This window comes from Mangrovivirga halotolerans (assembly GCF_026241165.1).
Lineage (GTDB): Bacteria > Bacteroidota > Bacteroidia > Cytophagales > Cyclobacteriaceae > Mangrovivirga > Mangrovivirga halotolerans.
Map to the genome: position 1 here is coordinate 208,650 of NZ_JAPFQN010000002.1, position 17,076 is coordinate 225,725.

Consider the following 17,076-nt stretch of genomic DNA (forward strand, 5'->3'; position numbering starts at 1 on the left):
TATGGAAAAAATAAATATCAATCTCGACGCAAAAGTGGCGGTCCATGTTCTTTCTACACCACCATAACTACATATTATTTTTAGTTCCGGACATATTCCGGGACTATGAATGATTATATATTCGCGACCTTCGGGATTAGTCTACATTATCATGCAGATACTTGTTGTTCCCCAGGATCTCATTATCATCGTTTAAATTATACTTACTCATGTTTCGTTCTGAAGAATGCTGAGATTCTTTCAAGTCCACTTTTTTTCTTAAATAAGCCGGCACCTTGAATTTCTCTTTGTATTCCTCATCACGTTTTTCAGGAGTACTGTTATAATTGTTTAATTTTTGCTTTCGCTCCATTGCCTGTTCCTGGAGCTTTTGCTTTTTCATTTCGATCTCACTAAATACAAAAGTCCTTTTAACCTCTCCACTGTCATTACTTTCAGTAGATTCTTCTTTGTTTTGGACTTCCTCATCATCGACAACCTCAAAATCATCATCCAGGTCGAAGAGGTTGTTGGCTTTATCCTCTTCTTCCTGATCTCTTGCAATGAATTGACTTGATTGGGACGGGCCGTTATCAAGCTTATCATTTTTCTTTGATGATTTTGAATCGTTGTTCTCTCCGAATAATTTAATTTGCCTGTTTGATTCCAAGTCGAAGACCTTCTTCGAGTTTGTTGATTCGACATTTTCCTTGATTGTGCTTGGAGCATCAAAACCAGTAGCGATAAGCGTCACTCTCAATGCTGTGCCCAGATCAGGGTCAATGCCATGACCAAAAATCACTTCTGCTTCATCTCCAGCTACTTCCTGGATGTACTCAGTAATCTCAGTCAATTCATCCATTTGCAGTTCAGCTTCTTCTCCGGAGATGATTGAAAGAAGAATCTTTTCAGCACCGTGGATGTCACGGTTATTTAATAAAGGAGAGCTGATCGCCAGTTCTGCAGCCTTCAGGGCCCTGTTCTCGCCTTCAGTCTGGGCTGATCCCATTACTGCAGCACCACTGTTTTTCATCACTGTATTAACATCCTGGAAGTCGACGTTGACATATCCCGGAACAGTAATTATTTCAGCGATACCTTTAGCAGCAGTTGTCAAAACATTGTCTGCCCGACCAAATGCTTCCCTGATAGCCAGATTACCAAAGATCTCTCTCAGTTTATCATTAAGAATGACGATAACTGTATCGCAGCATTCTTTTAAATCTTTTATTCCTGCTTCTGCAGCAGCCATTTTCTTTTTGCCCTCAAATCCAAAAGGCGCAGTGACGATACCTACTGTAAGGATATCCATGTCTTTTGCTATCCTGGCGATTTGCGGAGCAGCACCAGTACCTGTACCACCACCCATTCCGGCAGTGACAAATACCATTTTTGTTCCGTCGCCAAGAAGCTCTCTAATTTCTTCTTTGCTCTCGATAGCAGCGTTTTTTCCGATCTCAGGATTAGCTCCTGCTCCCAGTCCTTCAGTCAGGTGGGTTCCGATCTGAAGCCTATAGGGTACCGGACTGGCCTTTAACGCCTGTGAATCTGTATTTACGACGACAAATTCAACATCTTTAATTCCCTGATTGTACATGTGGTTAACAGCATTGCTACCACCTCCCCCAACACCGATCACTTTTATGATCGATTTTTGATGTTCGGGGATATCAAAAGTAAATCCGTTGTCTGACATAATTTCTACGGTTTAAATTGTGGTTATAGTGCCGTCCGGCGTGACCCGGGACGGTTAGTTAGTTCTTTTAAATAATTAATAATTAGTGTTATCGATATCATCGATCAGTAATCCTTTGGTCTTGTTGATGATCTTTTTGAAAAAGTCACCACCATTAGGTTTACTGGTGTTCTCATTTCCTGCTTCACGGTTGGCTGGATATGCTTTATATCTTTCTTCACGCTCGTCCAGCGATCTGAATCCGGTCAATACCAATCCGACACCCGTTGCATACATCGGGCTCTTCACAATATTTATTTTGCTCTTGCCTAGATGTTCGTTCGGGAATCCGACACGGACATCTTTGCCAGTCATATATTCAAACAATTGTTTAATGCCTAATAATTGTGATCCACCACCAGTGACCACTAATCCGGCTGCAAGCTTATCATCATATCCTGAAGCGATGATTTCGCTGTGTACATATTCGATGATCTCTTCCATTCTTGCTTCTATAATGAAAGCAAGATTTTTTATAGAGATCTCTTTTGGAGGCCTGTTTCTGAGACCGGGTATACTGATTATCTCATTTGGACTTGCCTCTTCTGCTATTGCACGACCAAATTTGGTTTTAAGCAACTCAGCTTGATTTTGCATTACGCTACACCCCTGCTTTATATCAGATGTGATTATATCTCCGCCAAAAGGAACCACAGCGGTATGTCTTATTATATTATCATGGAAAATCGCAATATCAGTAGTACCACCTCCGATATCGATAAGGCAAACACCAGCCTCTTTTTCTTCATCACTAAGTGCTGACAAGCTGGATGCAAGTGGCTCCAGTATCAGATTTTCAACCTCTAGTCCTGCTCTTTTAACACACTTGTGAATATTTTTAATATCGTTGGTCTTAGCTGTGATTACATGGAAATTAGCCTCGAGCTTAGTTCCTGCCATTCCAACAGGATCAAGAATTCCCTCCTCGTAGTCAACCATATAATCCTGAGGCATTACGTGAATGATCTCACTTCCAGCAGGCATCATAATACGGTAAATCTCATTGGTCAGTCGATTTACATCCTCAACCGTGATTTCATCATCATCAGAAATTCTGGTTATGCTATGATGGTGCATAGAACTTCTGATATGTTGGCCGGCAATTCCTACATTTACAACATTGATATCAATACCAGACTGCTCTTCAGCTTCTCTGATTGCCTTTTGGATGGCAGCAACGGTCTTATCAATATTATTAACTACTCCTCTGACTACGCCATCAGAAACAGCCTGTCCCATTCCGAGAACGTCCAGTTTTCCGTGTTGATTTTTCTTTCCTACAATGGCTGCGATCTTGGTGGTTCCAATATCCAAGCCTACAACTATTTTTTCGTATTCCATGATACTGTATAATTTATGGTGGTGTCTGTTTTTCTATTCACAAATAATTTGATCTTCATAAGCCAGGTTAACTCTGTCATAATGATTCCAGCCTTTTCGAGGTAGAATTTCACTATAGAACACTTCCAGCTTTTTTAATTTTTTATCCAGATCGACGGGCTTACCCAATTCGATCCGTTGCTTCCCTACCTGCTGATAAAGAATTACATTGCCCTTCTTATCAATGTCTATCTGAGCAATCTGAGCTTTCAAAAACTCATCCTCTTCGATCTTTTTGATAAGGTTCATTATCGGATTACCAGGTTGTTCGGTAAGTTTTCCGGTAATTATACTTTTTACATAATCGCCTGTTATGATCATCATTCTTGGTGTATATCGATCTGAAGTCGGAATGATCCTGCCATCAATACCTATGTAAGCATCGGCTGCCATATTCTGAACTAATCTGGCTACCGGCTTTACCAGTTCTGCTTCAACAACAAGATTTCCTCCAAGTCCGCGGAACACTTCTGCTGTTTTGATGTATTGTTGTTTCAGGATCTTCTTTTCAAGATCTTTAAGGTTGATATTTTCAAAGCTATTTCCAGATAAAGGCACTCCATTGTATGTCAGAGCCGATACCACATCTTCTTCATTGATAAAATAATTATCCTCTATACCCTTTAACCTGACATTGATTTCTGAGCAAGTCCGGGTATGGTACCTGTTACCGGCAAAACCAGCCAGAGCCACAAAGACTACTGCCAGAATTGCTACCTTCACAGGTGTATGGATCGATATTTTATTTAAAAACTTCTTCACGATGCTTCGAGCATATTTTTAATTCTCACTACTTCTCTATCTATATCTCCCGCTCCAACTGTTAAAAGCAATTCAGGTTCACGGGCTTTTAATAAAGCGATCAAATCTTCTCTGTCGATCACTATCTTATTCTCATTCTTCATTTTATTCAGAATCATTTCCGAATCAACTCCTTCAATAGGTTCTTCTCTTGCAGGATAAATCGGCATCAGAATAACATCGTCAGCCTTATCCAGTGATTCGGCAAATCCATCTGCAAAATCTCTTGTCCTGGTGTATAAATGAGGCTGAAATATTACCGTCATTTTTTTATCGGGGTATAATTTCCTTACAGAATCAATAAGTGAGGTTATTTCAGTAGGGTGATGAGCATAATCATCGATATAAACTGCCTTATCCGTAATACTGATATATTCAAACCTTCTTTTTACTCCCTTGTAACTTTCCAGTCCACTGAACAAATCCTCCTTTTCCAAACCGTTATCAAGTGCTATAGCTGATGCGGCTATGGCGTTTAGCACATTATGAAAACCAGGCTGGTGAAGAACTAGGCCTCCAAAAAACAAATTCTCAGGCTCGTAAGACATGTCGAAAACAAAAGCATTTTCTTCAACTCTTATATTTTTGGCCTTTATATCTCCCTCATCGATTCCGTAGCTGATTCCAACTAATCCTCTTTCCTTAATCAGGGCATCCAGCTGATTCTTAAGTGAATTGTGGTAATAAAGCTTTTGTCCTTTTGGAATTAATTCAATGAATTCTTTAAACGATTTCACCAACTCCTCATGCTGCCCATAAATATCCAAATGATCAGCATCCATATTTGTGATTATAGCTGAAGTAGGGTGCAATCGAAGAAAAGTTCTGTCAAACTCATCGGCTTCAACCACGATTATTGGTTCTTCATCCTTGCGATTGAGCAATAAATTAGAATTATAATTAGTAGCAATACCTCCCAGCAATCCTTCCATATTCAAATCTGCATGATATAAAAGGTGAGCAAGCATTATACTTGTCGTTGTCTTCCCATGAGTTCCTGCCACTGCTAAAGTCTTATGATCTTTAGTGATCATCCCTAATACCTCTGACCTCTTATAAATCGTAAACCCACTCGTTTTGAAGAAATCAAACTCATCGTGTTTTTTAGGGATTGCAGGAGTATAAATAACCAGGGTAGCTTCAGGATCTCTGAACTTAGCCGGGATGTAATTCGGATTATCCTCAAAATGTATTTCCATCCCTTCATTGGATAATTTATCCGTCAGAGTTGAAGATGTGCGATCGTAACCAGCTACCGCTTTGTCTCTATCGACAAACCAGCGAGCCAGGGCACTCATTCCAATGCCTCCGATCCCAAGGAAATATACGTTATCGTAATCCGCTATTTTCACTTATATAATTTCTCTAATTCGTTTACAATATCTTTTGTCGCATTTGGCAGAGCCATCTTCTTGATAGCACTTGCTAATGTTGATTTTTTATCTTCATCGGTGATGACCTCTGAAACCAGGTCACCTAATTTTTCACTTTGTTCTGAATCCTTCAGACAAATTGCTGCTCCATGTTCTTCTAATGCCTGAGCATTTTTAGTTTGATGGTCTTCAGCAACATGTGGTGAAGGAATAAATATTACCGGACGGCCAACCAGACATAATTCAGAAACTGAAAGCGCTCCAGCCCGACTTACCACCAAATCAGCCAAAGCATAGGCCTTATTCATTTCTTTAATGAAAGGTGTTACTTTCACCATTGATTTATCTAATCCTAAAATCTTATCTACGCGGTGCTGCATCTCCTCGTGATAGAATTTACCACATTGCCAGAACACCTGAATTCCTTCTCGTGTCCACTTTTTAAGATTTTTAAGCACTCCTTCATTAATACTTCTAGCTCCCAGGCTTCCCCCCAGAATCAGCAATATTGGCTTGTTTGCATCGAACCCGAAATGTTCAGCGGCTTCAGACTTCGCTGGCATATTTTCAGCAATTTCTGCCCTGACCGGGTTTCCGGTAAGTTTGATCTTATGAGGTGGAAAGAATCTTCCCATATTTTTATATGCCACACAAATCACATCAACACTTTTTGCGAGCCATTTATTAGTTAAGCCTGCAAAGCTATTTTGCTCCTGGATCAGAGTAGGTATTTTTCTTTTGGCTGCCACATACAGCAATGGACCTGCCGCATAGCCACCTACTCCAACAGCAGCATCCGGCTTAAATGCTTTAATAATGCGACGAGCATCGATCAGACTCTTCATCAATTTCACGGGGAAAAGAAGGTTTCTGACAGAAGCTTTTCTTTGTATACCACTTATCCAAAGACCCTTTATCTCAAAACCGGCCTCAGGAACCTTTTGCATTTCCATTTTCCCCTTGGCTCCGACAAAGAGAATCTTTGCATCTTCATGACGCTTCTTGATCTCCTCTGCGATGGCAATAGCTGGATAAATGTGCCCTCCGGTACCTCCACCGCTAATGATTATTCGATATGGTCCTTTATTACTCATTAAGCTGCTTTAGCAAAATTTTTTCCTTGTTTAACTTTTCCTTCATTAAGCGAAACTTGCGGCCCTCTACTTACGCTGAGCATTATACCAAATGCCAAACCTGTAAATAACAAACTGGTACCACCCATACTTACAAATGGTAACGGTAATCCTGTCACGGGACCCAGACCAACAGCTACACCCATATTCACCATCGCTTGTAGCACCAGCGAAAATGATATTCCGGCACTGAGCAATCCTTCATATGCCTTTTCACTATTCGCAACCATACGCATCCCCCGGACCAGAAGCACCAGGTATAATATCAATACTGCTACACCGCCTATTACTCCGTATTCCTCAAGAATGATCGCATAGATAAAGTCAGCATATGCTGAAGGAAGAAAATTTCTTCCATCACTTTTCCCGGGACCCTTACCGATAGTACCTCCGGATGCGATAGCCAGTTTAGCATGCTTTTCCTGATAACCTATGTGATCATCATCCAGAAAGGCTTCCACCCTGCTTACCACTGTTTCTCCCCTCTGTCCTATGGTGAATGCCGCTGTACCAGCAATAGCTCCAATCAATACAAGCATCGCCAGATATTTAACAGGAACTCGTCCGATAAACATCAAGAGCATGCAAGTGAGAAACAGAAGTATTGCTGTACTCATATTTGTCATTGCTATCAAACTGCAGACAATAAAAATCCATATCAGTATTGGTAGCAAAGTGATCTTTACGTTTTCAATTTTTAGTTGTCGTTTACTGAGCATCGAAGCAAGAGCAACAATCAGGGCTACTTTAGCCAAATCCGAAGGCTGAAAAGACTGATTGATCAATGGTATCGTAATCCAACGGCTTGCTGCGTTAATCGTATTTCCAAACAACCACGCATAAAGCAATAATGGCACACTGATCCATAATGCCAGTTTTGATAACAAACTGAAGTACCTGAAATCGACTTTATGCGCCAGGTAAGCAGTAAAAAATGATAGAAATACAAGGATAGTATGTCTGATCAGATAGTATTCGGTATTACCAAAGTGATTTCTGTGAGCAAGCGTGCTTGTCGCAGAATAAACCACGAAAATACTGATCAACCCCAGGGCAAACATTACTCCCCAGATTATCGGATCACCCTTTAGATTTTCCTGAGTCCATAGTCTGATCTTTTCAGTCATCACTCACCTCCTCTTTTAATTTATTTATTGCCTCAATAAATTGGTTTCCCCTGTCTTCATAATTCTTGAACAGGTCAAAACTTGCACAAGCCGGAGAAAGTAAAACAACGTCTCCTGTTGTCGCCTCTGCATAAGCCACTGCCATCGCTTTTTTAAGTGAGCCTGTATCAAATGTTTTAACATGGTCACTAAAAGCATCAATTAATTTTTTATTATCAGTCCCCATGCAAATTAGGGCTTTGACCTTTTCTTTGACCAGGGGAAGAATCATTTCATAATCGTTTCCTTTATCAACTCCCCCGGCGATCCAGATAATCGGATCTTCAAAACTTTTCAATGCATAGTAAACAGCTTCTACATTGGTGGCTTTACTATCATTGACATAAGAAGCTCCATTAATTTTAGTCACCAGTTGAAGCCTGTGAGGTGCATTTTCAAAAGAATCCAATCCTTTTCTTATGTCAGATTCGGATACTCCTGACTTGATTGCTGCTGCAATCGCTGCCCCGGCATTGATCATATTGTGAGGCCCCTTAACAGGTAATTCCTCACTTGTCACTGTAAACTTTCTTTTATCCAGATTAAAATTGATCTCATTTTCCCCGATATTAACAGCCGCTTTCTTATTGTTTATATCTAATGAGATCAAGCCAACCTTATTTTTTACCTTTTCTACTCCTCTCGAGGTATATTCATCAGAAATGTTAGCTATGAAGTGGTCATTCTCATCCATGTTAGCTACAATCCTCATTTTTGAAGATAGATACAGCTCCATGCTATTTTCATATCTGTCTAAATGATCAGGAGTAACGTTTAATAACACAGCAATTTTTGGTTTAAACTCAACAGTGTCATCAAGCTGAAAACTGCTCACTTCAATTACATATCCGTCGTATTTTTCGTTATCGATTACAGCCTCCGCAAAACTTTTACCAACATTGCCGGTTAGAGCATAATTAAGTCCACCAGATTTCACCAGGTGATGAGTCAGTAAGGTTGTTGTAGTCTTCCCATTAGTTCCGGTAATTCCAATTATTGGCTTTTTAGTAAACCTGGCACCCCATTCGATTTCTCCGATTACAGGAATATTATTCTTTTTACACCATTTAATCGGATCAGCCTGTGGGGGAATACCTGGTGATTTTACCATAAGAACAGCTCCAACCCATTTAGAATAATCATGGCCTCCTTCTTCATAATGTATACCGGCCTTATCGAGCTTCACCTTATATTTAGAGGCAATAGCTCCACTGTCGGAAAGGTACACTTCGAAGCCTTTGCTTTCAGCAAGCAAAGCTGCACCTGTTCCGCTTTCTCCAGCGCCTAATATGATTATTCTGTCAGCCATTAATATTTCTTATCTCAGTTTGAGGGTAGCCAGCGATATGATCGCCAACAGGATACCCACGATCCAAAATCTTGTTACTATTTTAGGTTCTGCGTAATTTTTCTTTTGATAATGATGGTGAAGTGGCGACATCAAAAAGATCCTTCTCCCCTCACCGTATTTTTTCCTGGTATATTTGAAATAGCTCACCTGAAGAATTACTGATAAATTCTCAATCAGAAATACACCACATAGCACCGGTATTAACCACTCCTTTCTTATTGCAAGTGCAAGCACAGCGATAATTCCTCCGAGTGATAAACTACCAGTATCACCCATGAATACTTGTGCCGGGTAAGCGTTGTACCACAAGAAACCAATACACGCTCCTACAAAGGCGGCACAGAATATCACCAGTTCACTGGACATGGGTATGTACATAATATTCAGATACTGGCTGAACACAGCATTACCAGACACATAAGCTAAGATTGCCAGTGTAAGCCCTACGATAGCAGAAGTACCTGCAGCCAGACCATCAATTCCATCAGTTATATTAACCCCGTTAGAAACTGCAGTCACAATAAATACTACAATAAGAGTATAGATCAACCAGGTCAGATCTTCGGGTAAGCCAATAGCTTCGGTCAACTCGGTATAATCAAAATCATTATTTTTCAAAAAGTAGAAAGTAGTTTTCATTGATTTTACATCCTCATACTCAGGAGTAGCCTCAACTATCTCGATCTGATCTTTTTCATCAGCCTTTTCAAATTGCCTGATCACAACATCCTCATGAAAATAGAGAGTAAGACCTACTATTAATCCCAGGGAGATCTGCCCGATCATTTTGAACTTACCTCTAAGTCCCTCTTTATTTTTCTTAAATACCTTTATGTAATCATCAAGAAACCCAATAGCTCCGATCACAATAGTTGTAACCAGTAGTAGGATAATGTAAATATTATCAGGTTTTGCAAAGAGGATAACCGGCAGGAGAATCGCTGCAACAATAATAACACCTCCCATAGTAGGAGTTCCTGCTTTTTGAAGCTGTCCTTCCAGACCAAGATCTCTAACCGTTTCACCAACTTGTTTTCTTTGCAACCATAAGATTATTCTCTTACCAAAAATGATCGTTATCAATAACGATAGTAATGCTGCCATACCTGCCCGGAATGAAATATATTGAAACACTCCTGCTCCGAGCATGTCAAATTGTTGGTCGAGATAATCAAATAAATAATACAGCATTATATTCAGTCATTCATTAATTCAAACATATCCTTCAATACTGCACGATCATCAAAATCGTGTTTAACCCCTTCGATTTCCTGATAGGTTTCATGTCCTTTTCCGGCGATAAGAATAATATCACCAGGTTCAGCAAAGTTTACTGCTAAACGAATCGCTTCCTTCCTGTCTGGCAGGCTTACTTTCTTTTTAACCTGTGTCGGTCCGAGACCTTTTTCCATATCTTTGATTATCGCCATCGGATCTTCAAATCTTGGATTATCACTGGTTAAGATCACCCTGTCACTGAATCTGGCTGCTATTGAAGCCATTTCAGGTCTTTTTGTTGTATCCCTGTTTCCTCCGGCCCCTACTACAGTTATTACTTGTTCATTGCCTGTTCTTAAGTCTGCAATTGTTTCCAGAACATTTTCCAGTGCATCAGGTGTATGTGCATAATCGACTATTCCGGTAATTCCTTTCGGTGAAATCACCAGTTCGAATCTGCCCGGAGCACCATTAAGCTCGGACATTGCCGAAAGTACTTCAGTAGGATCCTCATCTAAAAGAACCGCTACTGCATATACAGCCAATAAATTATAAGCATTAAACTTTCCGATCAGCTTAAACCATACATGCTGATCATGGATTTGTAATTCCATGCCTTGCAGTGTATTGCTGATCATTTTCGCTTTATAATCAGCAAGCTGACGTAGTCCATATGTATTTACTGAAGAACGAGTGTTCTGAACCATTACTCGCCCTCTCTTGTCATCAATATTTACCAGGGAAAAAGCATCTTGCCTCAACCCGTCAAAAAGCAACTTTTTAGCTTCGATATAAGAATCGAATGTTTTATGATAGTCCAGGTGATCATGACTGATATTGGTAAAAACACCACCGGCAAAATCAACACCTGCTACCCTGTGTTGAGCAAGTGCATGAGAACTCACTTCCATAAAAGCAAATGAACAACCCTCTGAAACCATATCTGCTAAGAGTCTATTCAAACTGATCGCATCAGGAGTTGTATGCGTTGATGGGATCACTTTTTGATCGATCCTGTTCTCAACAGTAGAGATCAATCCACATTTATGGCCAAGAGATTGAAATAACCTGTACAGCATAGTAGCCACGGTAGTTTTGCCATTAGTACCGGTTATACCAACAAGCTTCAGCCTGGCAGACGGATTGCCGTAAAAATTAGAGGCCATTGTGCCCAGGGCAACAGCGGTATTCTCTACAGCAACGTAGGTAATGTGATCAAAAAGTTTATCTGGCAATGTTTCACAAACAATAGCTTTTGCACCCTTTTCTACCGCATTGTCTATGTAATCATGCCCATCTGCCACAGTTCCTTTAATCGCGACAAAGCAACTGTCAGGCTTCACGGCCCTTGAATCGATTTCCAGAGCACTGACAGACATGCCTGTTTCGCCTTTCACCTGCCTGATAGAAACTTTATATAATATGTCGCTTAATTTATTCACTATATTTTATTCTAATGTTAGTGTTACATAACTACCGCGGATCAACTTGGATCCCGGTAATTGTGATTGTTTTGCTACCCTGCCTTTACCGGCAAGTTCTACTCTCACTCCTTTGTTCTCAAGTAAAAAAAGAGCGTCTCTTCCCGTCATCCCTCTCAAATCAGGCATCAATCCTTCTGATTGAGACTTTTCATTCCATTTGATGCTGGTGCCATCAATCGAAGCTTTCACCCATTCTGCCGGTTCGCTTAAATGATTGCTGATACCCAGCTTGTTTAATATCAGATTTAAATCATCGTATTTTCCTGACTGGACAACAGGGAAAATCCCTTTTTCAACAGCAAATTTCGATGGTAATGGTTGATGAAGGTTCAGGTCTAAAGAGAAGATTTTATCAGCAATCTCCTTAAATACCGGAGCTGCAACATCACTACCATATTGGAAATATCCTTTCGGACTATCGATGACTACAATACAAGAATACTTAGGATTTTTAGCCGGAAAATATCCAGCAAAGCTTGTGTAATAATTTTTAGTATATCTGCCGTCCTTAACTTTCTGAGCTGTACCGGTTTTACCCGCGATGTTATAATCTGTTCCCTTGATGTTCATCGCCGTTCCTCTTTCAACTACTCCTTCCAACGCTTTTCTGATCTTTAATAGGGTACTTTTACCAGCTATTTGATCCCTGATTACCCTTGTATCATAATGCTCAATTACATCGTCAGCCTTTCTAATACTTTTAACAATGATCGGAGCCACCATTTTGCCCTCGTTTGCGATGGCATTATAAAAAGTCAGCATGTGTAATGGTGACATTCTCAACTCATAACCAATTGACATCCAAGGCAGAGTTGTGCCATACCAGTCTGATGCATTCGGATCTTTAAAATATGGCTTCCCTTCTCCCACCATTTGAAAATTAAGTGGTTCGGAAAGACCAAAAGATCTCACATATTCCATGAAGCGCTGAGGTTTCGTGTTGAAACTCTGATCAACCCACCTTGAAACAGCAATATTTGATGATTTTTCAATAGCCTCCTTTAGAGTTACAGTTCCATAACCGCCAGGTTTATGATCACGCATCGTGCGGTCGTAAAACTTAAATTCTCCCTTGCCGGTGTAAATAGTATCAGAAAGTTCAAGACCGGTTTCTTCCATTAACGCAATTGCCGAAGCTATTTTAAATGTAGAACCAGGCTCAACGGAGCTTGCTACAGCATAATTATATCGTTCGCGGTATTCACCTTCAGCGTTTTTGCTTAGGTTCGCAATAGCTTTGATCTCACCTGTTGCCACTTCCATCACGACCACACATCCATAATTAGCATCGTGCTTTCGAAGGTGTTTACGCAATGATGATTCTGCTACATCTTGTAAATTGATATCGATAGTAGTTTGAATATCAAATCCGTCAATGGCTTTCACTTCATTACCATCGTAGATCTGTTTCAGGTTACCGTTACCAACCTTTTGAAATACTGCACGACCGTTTTGTCCGGCCAGATTATTATTAAAGCTAAATTCCAGACCAACAACACCCTTCTTTTCACTGTTAGTAAACCCAACAGTTCTGGCTGCCAATTGTCTGAATGGTTTATACCTTCTGTTTTCTTTTTCAAATATTACTCCACCTTTCATCTGGCCCTTTCTGAAGATCGGCCAGGATTCAAGCTCTTTTTTCTCCCTGTAATTAATGTACCTTTTTCCAAGTACGATATATCGGTCACCTTTGGCACGTGCCTGCTTGATCAATCTCTCGTAAGATGCCTTGTTTCTGTCACCAAAATGAGCGGCAAGCATCATGGAAAGTGAATCGATCCCGGATTTAAAGACCTCATCATCGCAGACTGTGGCATCAAATGCCACGCGATAAAAAGGCAAAGAGGTAGCAAGCAAAGAACCATCATCGGAGTAGATGTTACCCCGGACAGCATTTACCTCCTTGTCACGAAAACCTATACTTTCTGCCATTTCCACCCATTTTTCGCCTTCTATATATTTGATCTCAATGATCTTATAAATAATGGCGAGGGCAAAAACGAACATAATAATAAAGGCAATTCTGACCCTCAGTACTATGGAACGTTTTATATTCATTTTTCCGTCAACTCAATTTTATACGGCGGTTCATCACTCTCTTTTAACTTCAGGGCTTTGACCCTTTTTGCTACCTCTGACTGCTTACTTTGAATTTTGTATTCAGCTTGTGAGGTTTGGAAGTCGGCCCGTAAATCTTCTACCTCTTGCTCAAGACGATTGATCTTGAGTATGGTCTTATCTACATAATGAGTATGGCCGATGTAAAAGATGCATATCGCTGTGTAAAACAATATGTATGGTAAAAACTTGACAGGCAGTCCGTCTCGAAAGACGGTCTCAAAGCTTACTACCTGCTCGAAACGGGAGAAAAACCCCTGTTTTTTAGCAGCTTTGTTGCTTTGACTTTTTGCCTTGTTTGTGTTTTTACTCATCTTTTAGTCGTTCACCAATTCTCAATTTTGCACTTCTTGCGCGGCTGTTTTCAGCCACTTCTTCTTCAGACGCTATGATGGGTTTTCGATTTACCGGCTCGAAAGGACGAATCAGGTTACCGTAGAAGTCTTTCTCAGGTTGGCCCTGAAAATTGCCTTTTGCAATAAAGTTTTTAACCAGTCTGTCTTCCAGTGAGTGATATGACATCACTACCAGCCGACCTCCGGGTCTGATTACTTCAGCTGTTTGCATCAGAAAATCCTCCAGTGCTTTCATTTCATCATTAACTTCAATGCGAAGCGCCTGGAACACCTGGGCCAGATATTTATTCTCTTTCCCACGGGGCGTACATTTCTGCAAAACTTCTTTTAACTGATTAACGGTTTGAATTCGTTTATTTATTCGATGTGACACGATCGTCGCTGCGGCGGTACGGGCATTTTTAAGCTCCCCGTAGATCCCCAGAATACGATGCAGTTGACTTTCAGAGTAGGTATTGACAATTTCTTCGGCTGTTAGGTTAGTGTTCTGGTCCATCCGCATGTCAAGCTGGGCTTCATATCTTGTTGAGAAGCCTCTCTCCGGTACATCAATCTGATGGGACGAAATCCCCAGGTCAGCGAGAACTCCATCAACCTTATTGATACCGTACAGCTTTAAATACTTTTTTAAATACCTGAAATTACTCTGAATAAACTGAAAATTCGGCGACTCAATTTGGTCAGCGTTCGCCTTAGCATCAACATCCTGATCGAATGCAAACAGTTTACCCTCCGATAAATACTTTAAAATAGGTTTTGAATGACCGCCTCCACCAAAGGTTACATCAACGTAAATACCTTCTGGTTTGATGGCCAGTCCCTCAAGACACTCTTTAAGCATTACCGGCTTATGGTACATCATAGCTTTCAAAGAACATTAGTTCGAGTCCAGATACTTTTCTGCCAATGCAGAAAACTCTTGCTGGTCGTCGATCAAATAATTATTATATATATCAGGGTTCCACAATTCGATCTTGTTTCCCACCCCCACTAATACTGCCTCACGATCGAGTTCTGCGAAACTCATCATTGGCTTTGGAATCAGGATCCGGCCCGAGCTATCTAATTCTACAACCGAATTTCCCCTGAAAAAATTGCGTTGCAATTTTCTGTGTTCCTCATTAAATTCATTTAACCCGGCAATCTTCTGGTAGATCTTTTTCCACTCAGTCATCGGGTACAATATCAAACATTGTTCAAAACCTCTTCTCAATACAAGCTCACTCCCATTCGATTCAGGGAGACCGGACTTCAGCTTCGAAGGCAGTGTTAACCGCCCCTTGGCATCCAGCTTTATTTCATATTCACTTGTAAAAAAGGCCATTTAAACGCGCGCTAATTATTTATTCCTTTTCAATTCACAAATGTAGAGTAAAGTCTGACAATTTCCACCACTTCACCCCACTTTTTACCACCTAATATAAAATTCTTATTATTCAGTACCAAACAAAAGGAATTAAAACTTTCAAAATCAGTTAGTTAAGAAAGAGTAAATTGACATTAAGTATTTGATTATCAGTTATTTATAAGCAAATAATAAAAATTAGTTACTAAAGTGGGAAAAGGTGGGAGGAAATTCCGTACTTTTTTAATTATTTGACAGAATATTCGTCAAATTGAAGACACTTCCATAAAAAAAATTATCTTTGAATTGCTTAAAATCGTTAATTACGGCAAAAAAATAATATTTATGAGCTTGAAGACCATTTCTGAAATCGCATTAATACTATTACTCACTTTTATGGTGGGAGGATGTGGGGAACAATCCGAAAATACTGAAAACCCAGAGATCGTTACTGGTAAATACAGAGCTGAAATGAATATGGACGGACACATCCTTCCTTTCACTATTGAATTAAGCGAAGTGGCAGATGAAAAATATCTTTTAACATTTATAAATGGTGAAGAAAGAATGCCTTCAGACACTTTTTCTATAACCGGAGATTCTGCCAAGGTTTCTCTAAGTATTTTTGACAGTGCCTTTGAAATCGAATTTGGTGAAAAAAGCTTTTCTGGAGAGTTTGTTAAATATTATAAGTCAAATGATTACCGAATTCCCATTGAAGCTCAATTATCTGATAAACCTGAATTTGAAGCGGCTAATTCTGAAACGGCCAATCTTCATGAAAGATATTCAGTCACCTTTGTCACACCTGAAGGAGACACTACTGAGGCGGTTGGTGAATTCAATCAAAATGGCACGGATGTAAAAGGAACTTTTTTAACTCCAACAGGTGATTACAGGTATCTCACTGGCGTTGTAGATGGCGATAGCTTGAAATTGAGCACATTTGATGGAGACCATGCTTTTTTGTTTACTGCAAAAATTGCAAATGATGGATCATTAGACGGGAGCTTCTGGTCTGGAATCCATTGGTATGAAGACTGGACGGCTGTTCCTGATCCCGATGCTTCTTTGCCAGATCCTTCTGAAATGACTTATATGAAAGAGGGGTATGATTCATTTAATTTTGAGTTCCCCGATCTGGAAAAGAATATGGTTTCCTTATCAGATAAAAGATTTGAAGATAAGGTCATAATTGTTCAACTACTTGGTAGCTGGTGTCCAAACTGTATGGATGAAACAAGGTTTCTTGCAGATTGGTACAGAAAAAATCAGGATTTACCTGTAGAGATCGTTGGACTAGCATATGAACAAAAAGATGATTTTGAGTATGCTTCAAAGAGAGTTACAAAGATGAAAGATCGTCTGGGAGTAAACTACCCGGTTTTAATTGCTGGTAATGCAGATAAAGAAAAAGCGGCAGAAACTCTTCCAATGTTAAACAGGGTGATTGCTTTCCCTACAACCATCGTTTTAGATAAAGATAAAGAAATAAGATATATCCATACCGGCTTTAGCGGACCTGGTACTGGAGAGCATTATATTCAGTTTACTGAGCATTTTAAGGATTTAATCGAAAAATTAGCGAGAGAAGAAGCTTAGAATTTTAATAAAAAATTAATAGCGGCCTTAAGGAT

14 protein-coding genes are annotated in these 17,076 nt (G+C 39.9%); 1 reads left to right on the top strand and 13 read right to left on the bottom strand.

The genetic code is table 11. From position 1 onward, the window contains the following. Nucleotides 1-136: 136 nt before the first annotated feature. From ftsZ to mraZ, 13 genes are all read right to left on the bottom strand, one after another. On the bottom strand, nucleotides 137-1,675 hold the full coding sequence (gene ftsZ / locus OO013_RS02145; protein WP_266054934.1) for a cell division protein FtsZ: 1,539 nt from the start codon (nucleotides 1,673-1,675) through the stop codon (nucleotides 137-139). Nucleotides 1,676-1,750: 75 nt separating this feature from the next. Beyond that, on the bottom strand, nucleotides 1,751-3,055 hold the full coding sequence (ftsA, locus tag OO013_RS02150; protein WP_266054935.1) for a cell division protein FtsA: 1,305 nt from the start codon (nucleotides 3,053-3,055) through the stop codon (nucleotides 1,751-1,753). A gap of 33 nt (nucleotides 3,056-3,088) precedes the next feature. After that, nucleotides 3,089-3,856, bottom strand: coding sequence for a cell division protein FtsQ/DivIB (locus OO013_RS02155; protein WP_266054936.1), 768 nt, complete (start codon nucleotides 3,854-3,856; stop codon nucleotides 3,089-3,091). Continuing rightward, nucleotides 3,853-5,247 carry a UDP-N-acetylmuramate--L-alanine ligase gene (murC, locus tag OO013_RS02160; protein WP_266054937.1) on the bottom strand — a complete coding sequence of 465 codons (1,395 nt, stop codon included), beginning with the start codon at nucleotides 5,245-5,247 and terminating at the stop codon, nucleotides 3,853-3,855. The genes OO013_RS02155 and murC overlap by 4 nt, the downstream gene beginning before the upstream one ends. Continuing rightward, nucleotides 5,244-6,362: an undecaprenyldiphospho-muramoylpentapeptide beta-N-acetylglucosaminyltransferase gene (gene murG, locus OO013_RS02165; protein ID WP_266054938.1), complete on the bottom strand. Its 1,119-nt coding sequence runs from the start codon at nucleotides 6,360-6,362 to the stop codon at nucleotides 5,244-5,246. Before murG ends, murC begins: the two co-directional genes overlap by 4 nt. Further along, complete coding sequence (locus OO013_RS02170) at nucleotides 6,362-7,528, bottom strand: FtsW/RodA/SpoVE family cell cycle protein (protein ID WP_266054939.1); 1,167 nt, start codon at nucleotides 7,526-7,528, stop codon at nucleotides 6,362-6,364. The genes murG and OO013_RS02170 overlap by 1 nt, the downstream gene beginning before the upstream one ends. Beyond that, nucleotides 7,521-8,876, bottom strand: coding sequence for a UDP-N-acetylmuramoyl-L-alanine--D-glutamate ligase (murD, locus tag OO013_RS02175; RefSeq protein ID WP_266054940.1), 1,356 nt, complete (start codon nucleotides 8,874-8,876; stop codon nucleotides 7,521-7,523). The genes OO013_RS02170 and murD overlap by 8 nt, the downstream gene beginning before the upstream one ends. Before the next feature lie 9 nt (nucleotides 8,877-8,885). Beyond that, complete coding sequence (gene mraY, locus OO013_RS02180) at nucleotides 8,886-10,109, bottom strand: phospho-N-acetylmuramoyl-pentapeptide-transferase (protein ID WP_266054941.1); 1,224 nt, start codon at nucleotides 10,107-10,109, stop codon at nucleotides 8,886-8,888. 5 nt (nucleotides 10,110-10,114) lie between these two features. Next, nucleotides 10,115-11,578, bottom strand: a complete 1,464-nt coding sequence (locus OO013_RS02185) for a UDP-N-acetylmuramoyl-L-alanyl-D-glutamate--2,6-diaminopimelate ligase (RefSeq protein WP_266054942.1) — start codon at nucleotides 11,576-11,578, stop codon at nucleotides 10,115-10,117. A gap of 6 nt (nucleotides 11,579-11,584) precedes the next feature. Then, nucleotides 11,585-13,678: a PASTA domain-containing penicillin-binding protein gene (locus OO013_RS02190; RefSeq protein WP_266054944.1), complete on the bottom strand. Its 2,094-nt coding sequence runs from the start codon at nucleotides 13,676-13,678 to the stop codon at nucleotides 11,585-11,587. Continuing rightward, a complete protein-coding gene (locus OO013_RS02195) occupies nucleotides 13,675-14,052 on the bottom strand; it encodes an FtsL-like putative cell division protein (RefSeq protein ID WP_266054945.1) in 378 nt (125 codons plus the stop codon). Before OO013_RS02195 ends, OO013_RS02190 begins: the two co-directional genes overlap by 4 nt. Then, nucleotides 14,045-14,956 (bottom strand): 16S rRNA (cytosine(1402)-N(4))-methyltransferase RsmH, encoded by a 912-nt coding sequence (gene rsmH / locus OO013_RS02200; RefSeq protein WP_266054946.1) that lies wholly within the window; start codon nucleotides 14,954-14,956, stop codon nucleotides 14,045-14,047. Before rsmH ends, OO013_RS02195 begins: the two co-directional genes overlap by 8 nt. Nucleotides 14,957-14,971: 15 nt before the next feature. Further along, entirely contained in the window at nucleotides 14,972-15,418 is a 447-nt protein-coding gene (mraZ, locus tag OO013_RS02205) for a division/cell wall cluster transcriptional repressor MraZ (RefSeq protein WP_266054947.1), read from the bottom strand. A 366-nt stretch (nucleotides 15,419-15,784) separates the two neighbouring features. Between mraZ and OO013_RS02210 the strand changes: the two genes are divergently transcribed. Further along, on the top strand, nucleotides 15,785-17,041 hold the full coding sequence (locus OO013_RS02210) for a peroxiredoxin family protein (protein WP_266054948.1): 1,257 nt from the start codon (nucleotides 15,785-15,787) through the stop codon (nucleotides 17,039-17,041). The last annotated feature ends 35 nt before the right edge of the window (nucleotides 17,042-17,076 follow it).

Bases quoted from the DNA above. Each gene is read 5' to 3' on its own strand.
- ftsZ (WP_266054934.1), bottom strand. From the start codon at position 1,675: ATGTCAGACAACGGATTTACTTTTGATATCCCCGAACATCAAAAATCG.
- ftsA (WP_266054935.1), bottom strand. From the start codon at position 3,055: ATGGAATACGAAAAAATAGTTGTAGGCTTGGATATTGGAACCACCAAG.
- murG (WP_266054938.1), bottom strand. From the start codon at position 6,362: ATGAGTAATAAAGGACCATATCGAATAATCATTAGCGGTGGAGGTACC.
- OO013_RS02170 (WP_266054939.1), bottom strand. From the start codon at position 7,528: ATGACTGAAAAGATCAGACTATGGACTCAGGAAAATCTAAAGGGTGAT.
- murD (WP_266054940.1), bottom strand. From the start codon at position 8,876: ATGGCTGACAGAATAATCATATTAGGCGCTGGAGAAAGCGGAACAGGT.
- mraY (WP_266054941.1), bottom strand. From the start codon at position 10,109: ATGCTGTATTATTTATTTGATTATCTCGACCAACAATTTGACATGCTC.
- OO013_RS02190 (WP_266054944.1), bottom strand. From the start codon at position 13,678: ATGAATATAAAACGTTCCATAGTACTGAGGGTCAGAATTGCCTTTATT.
- OO013_RS02195 (WP_266054945.1), bottom strand. From the start codon at position 14,052: ATGAGTAAAAACACAAACAAGGCAAAAAGTCAAAGCAACAAAGCTGCT.
- rsmH (WP_266054946.1), bottom strand. From the start codon at position 14,956: ATGATGTACCATAAGCCGGTAATGCTTAAAGAGTGTCTTGAGGGACTG.
- mraZ (WP_266054947.1), bottom strand. From the start codon at position 15,418: ATGGCCTTTTTTACAAGTGAATATGAAATAAAGCTGGATGCCAAGGGG.
- OO013_RS02210 (WP_266054948.1), top strand. From the start codon at position 15,785: ATGAGCTTGAAGACCATTTCTGAAATCGCATTAATACTATTACTCACT.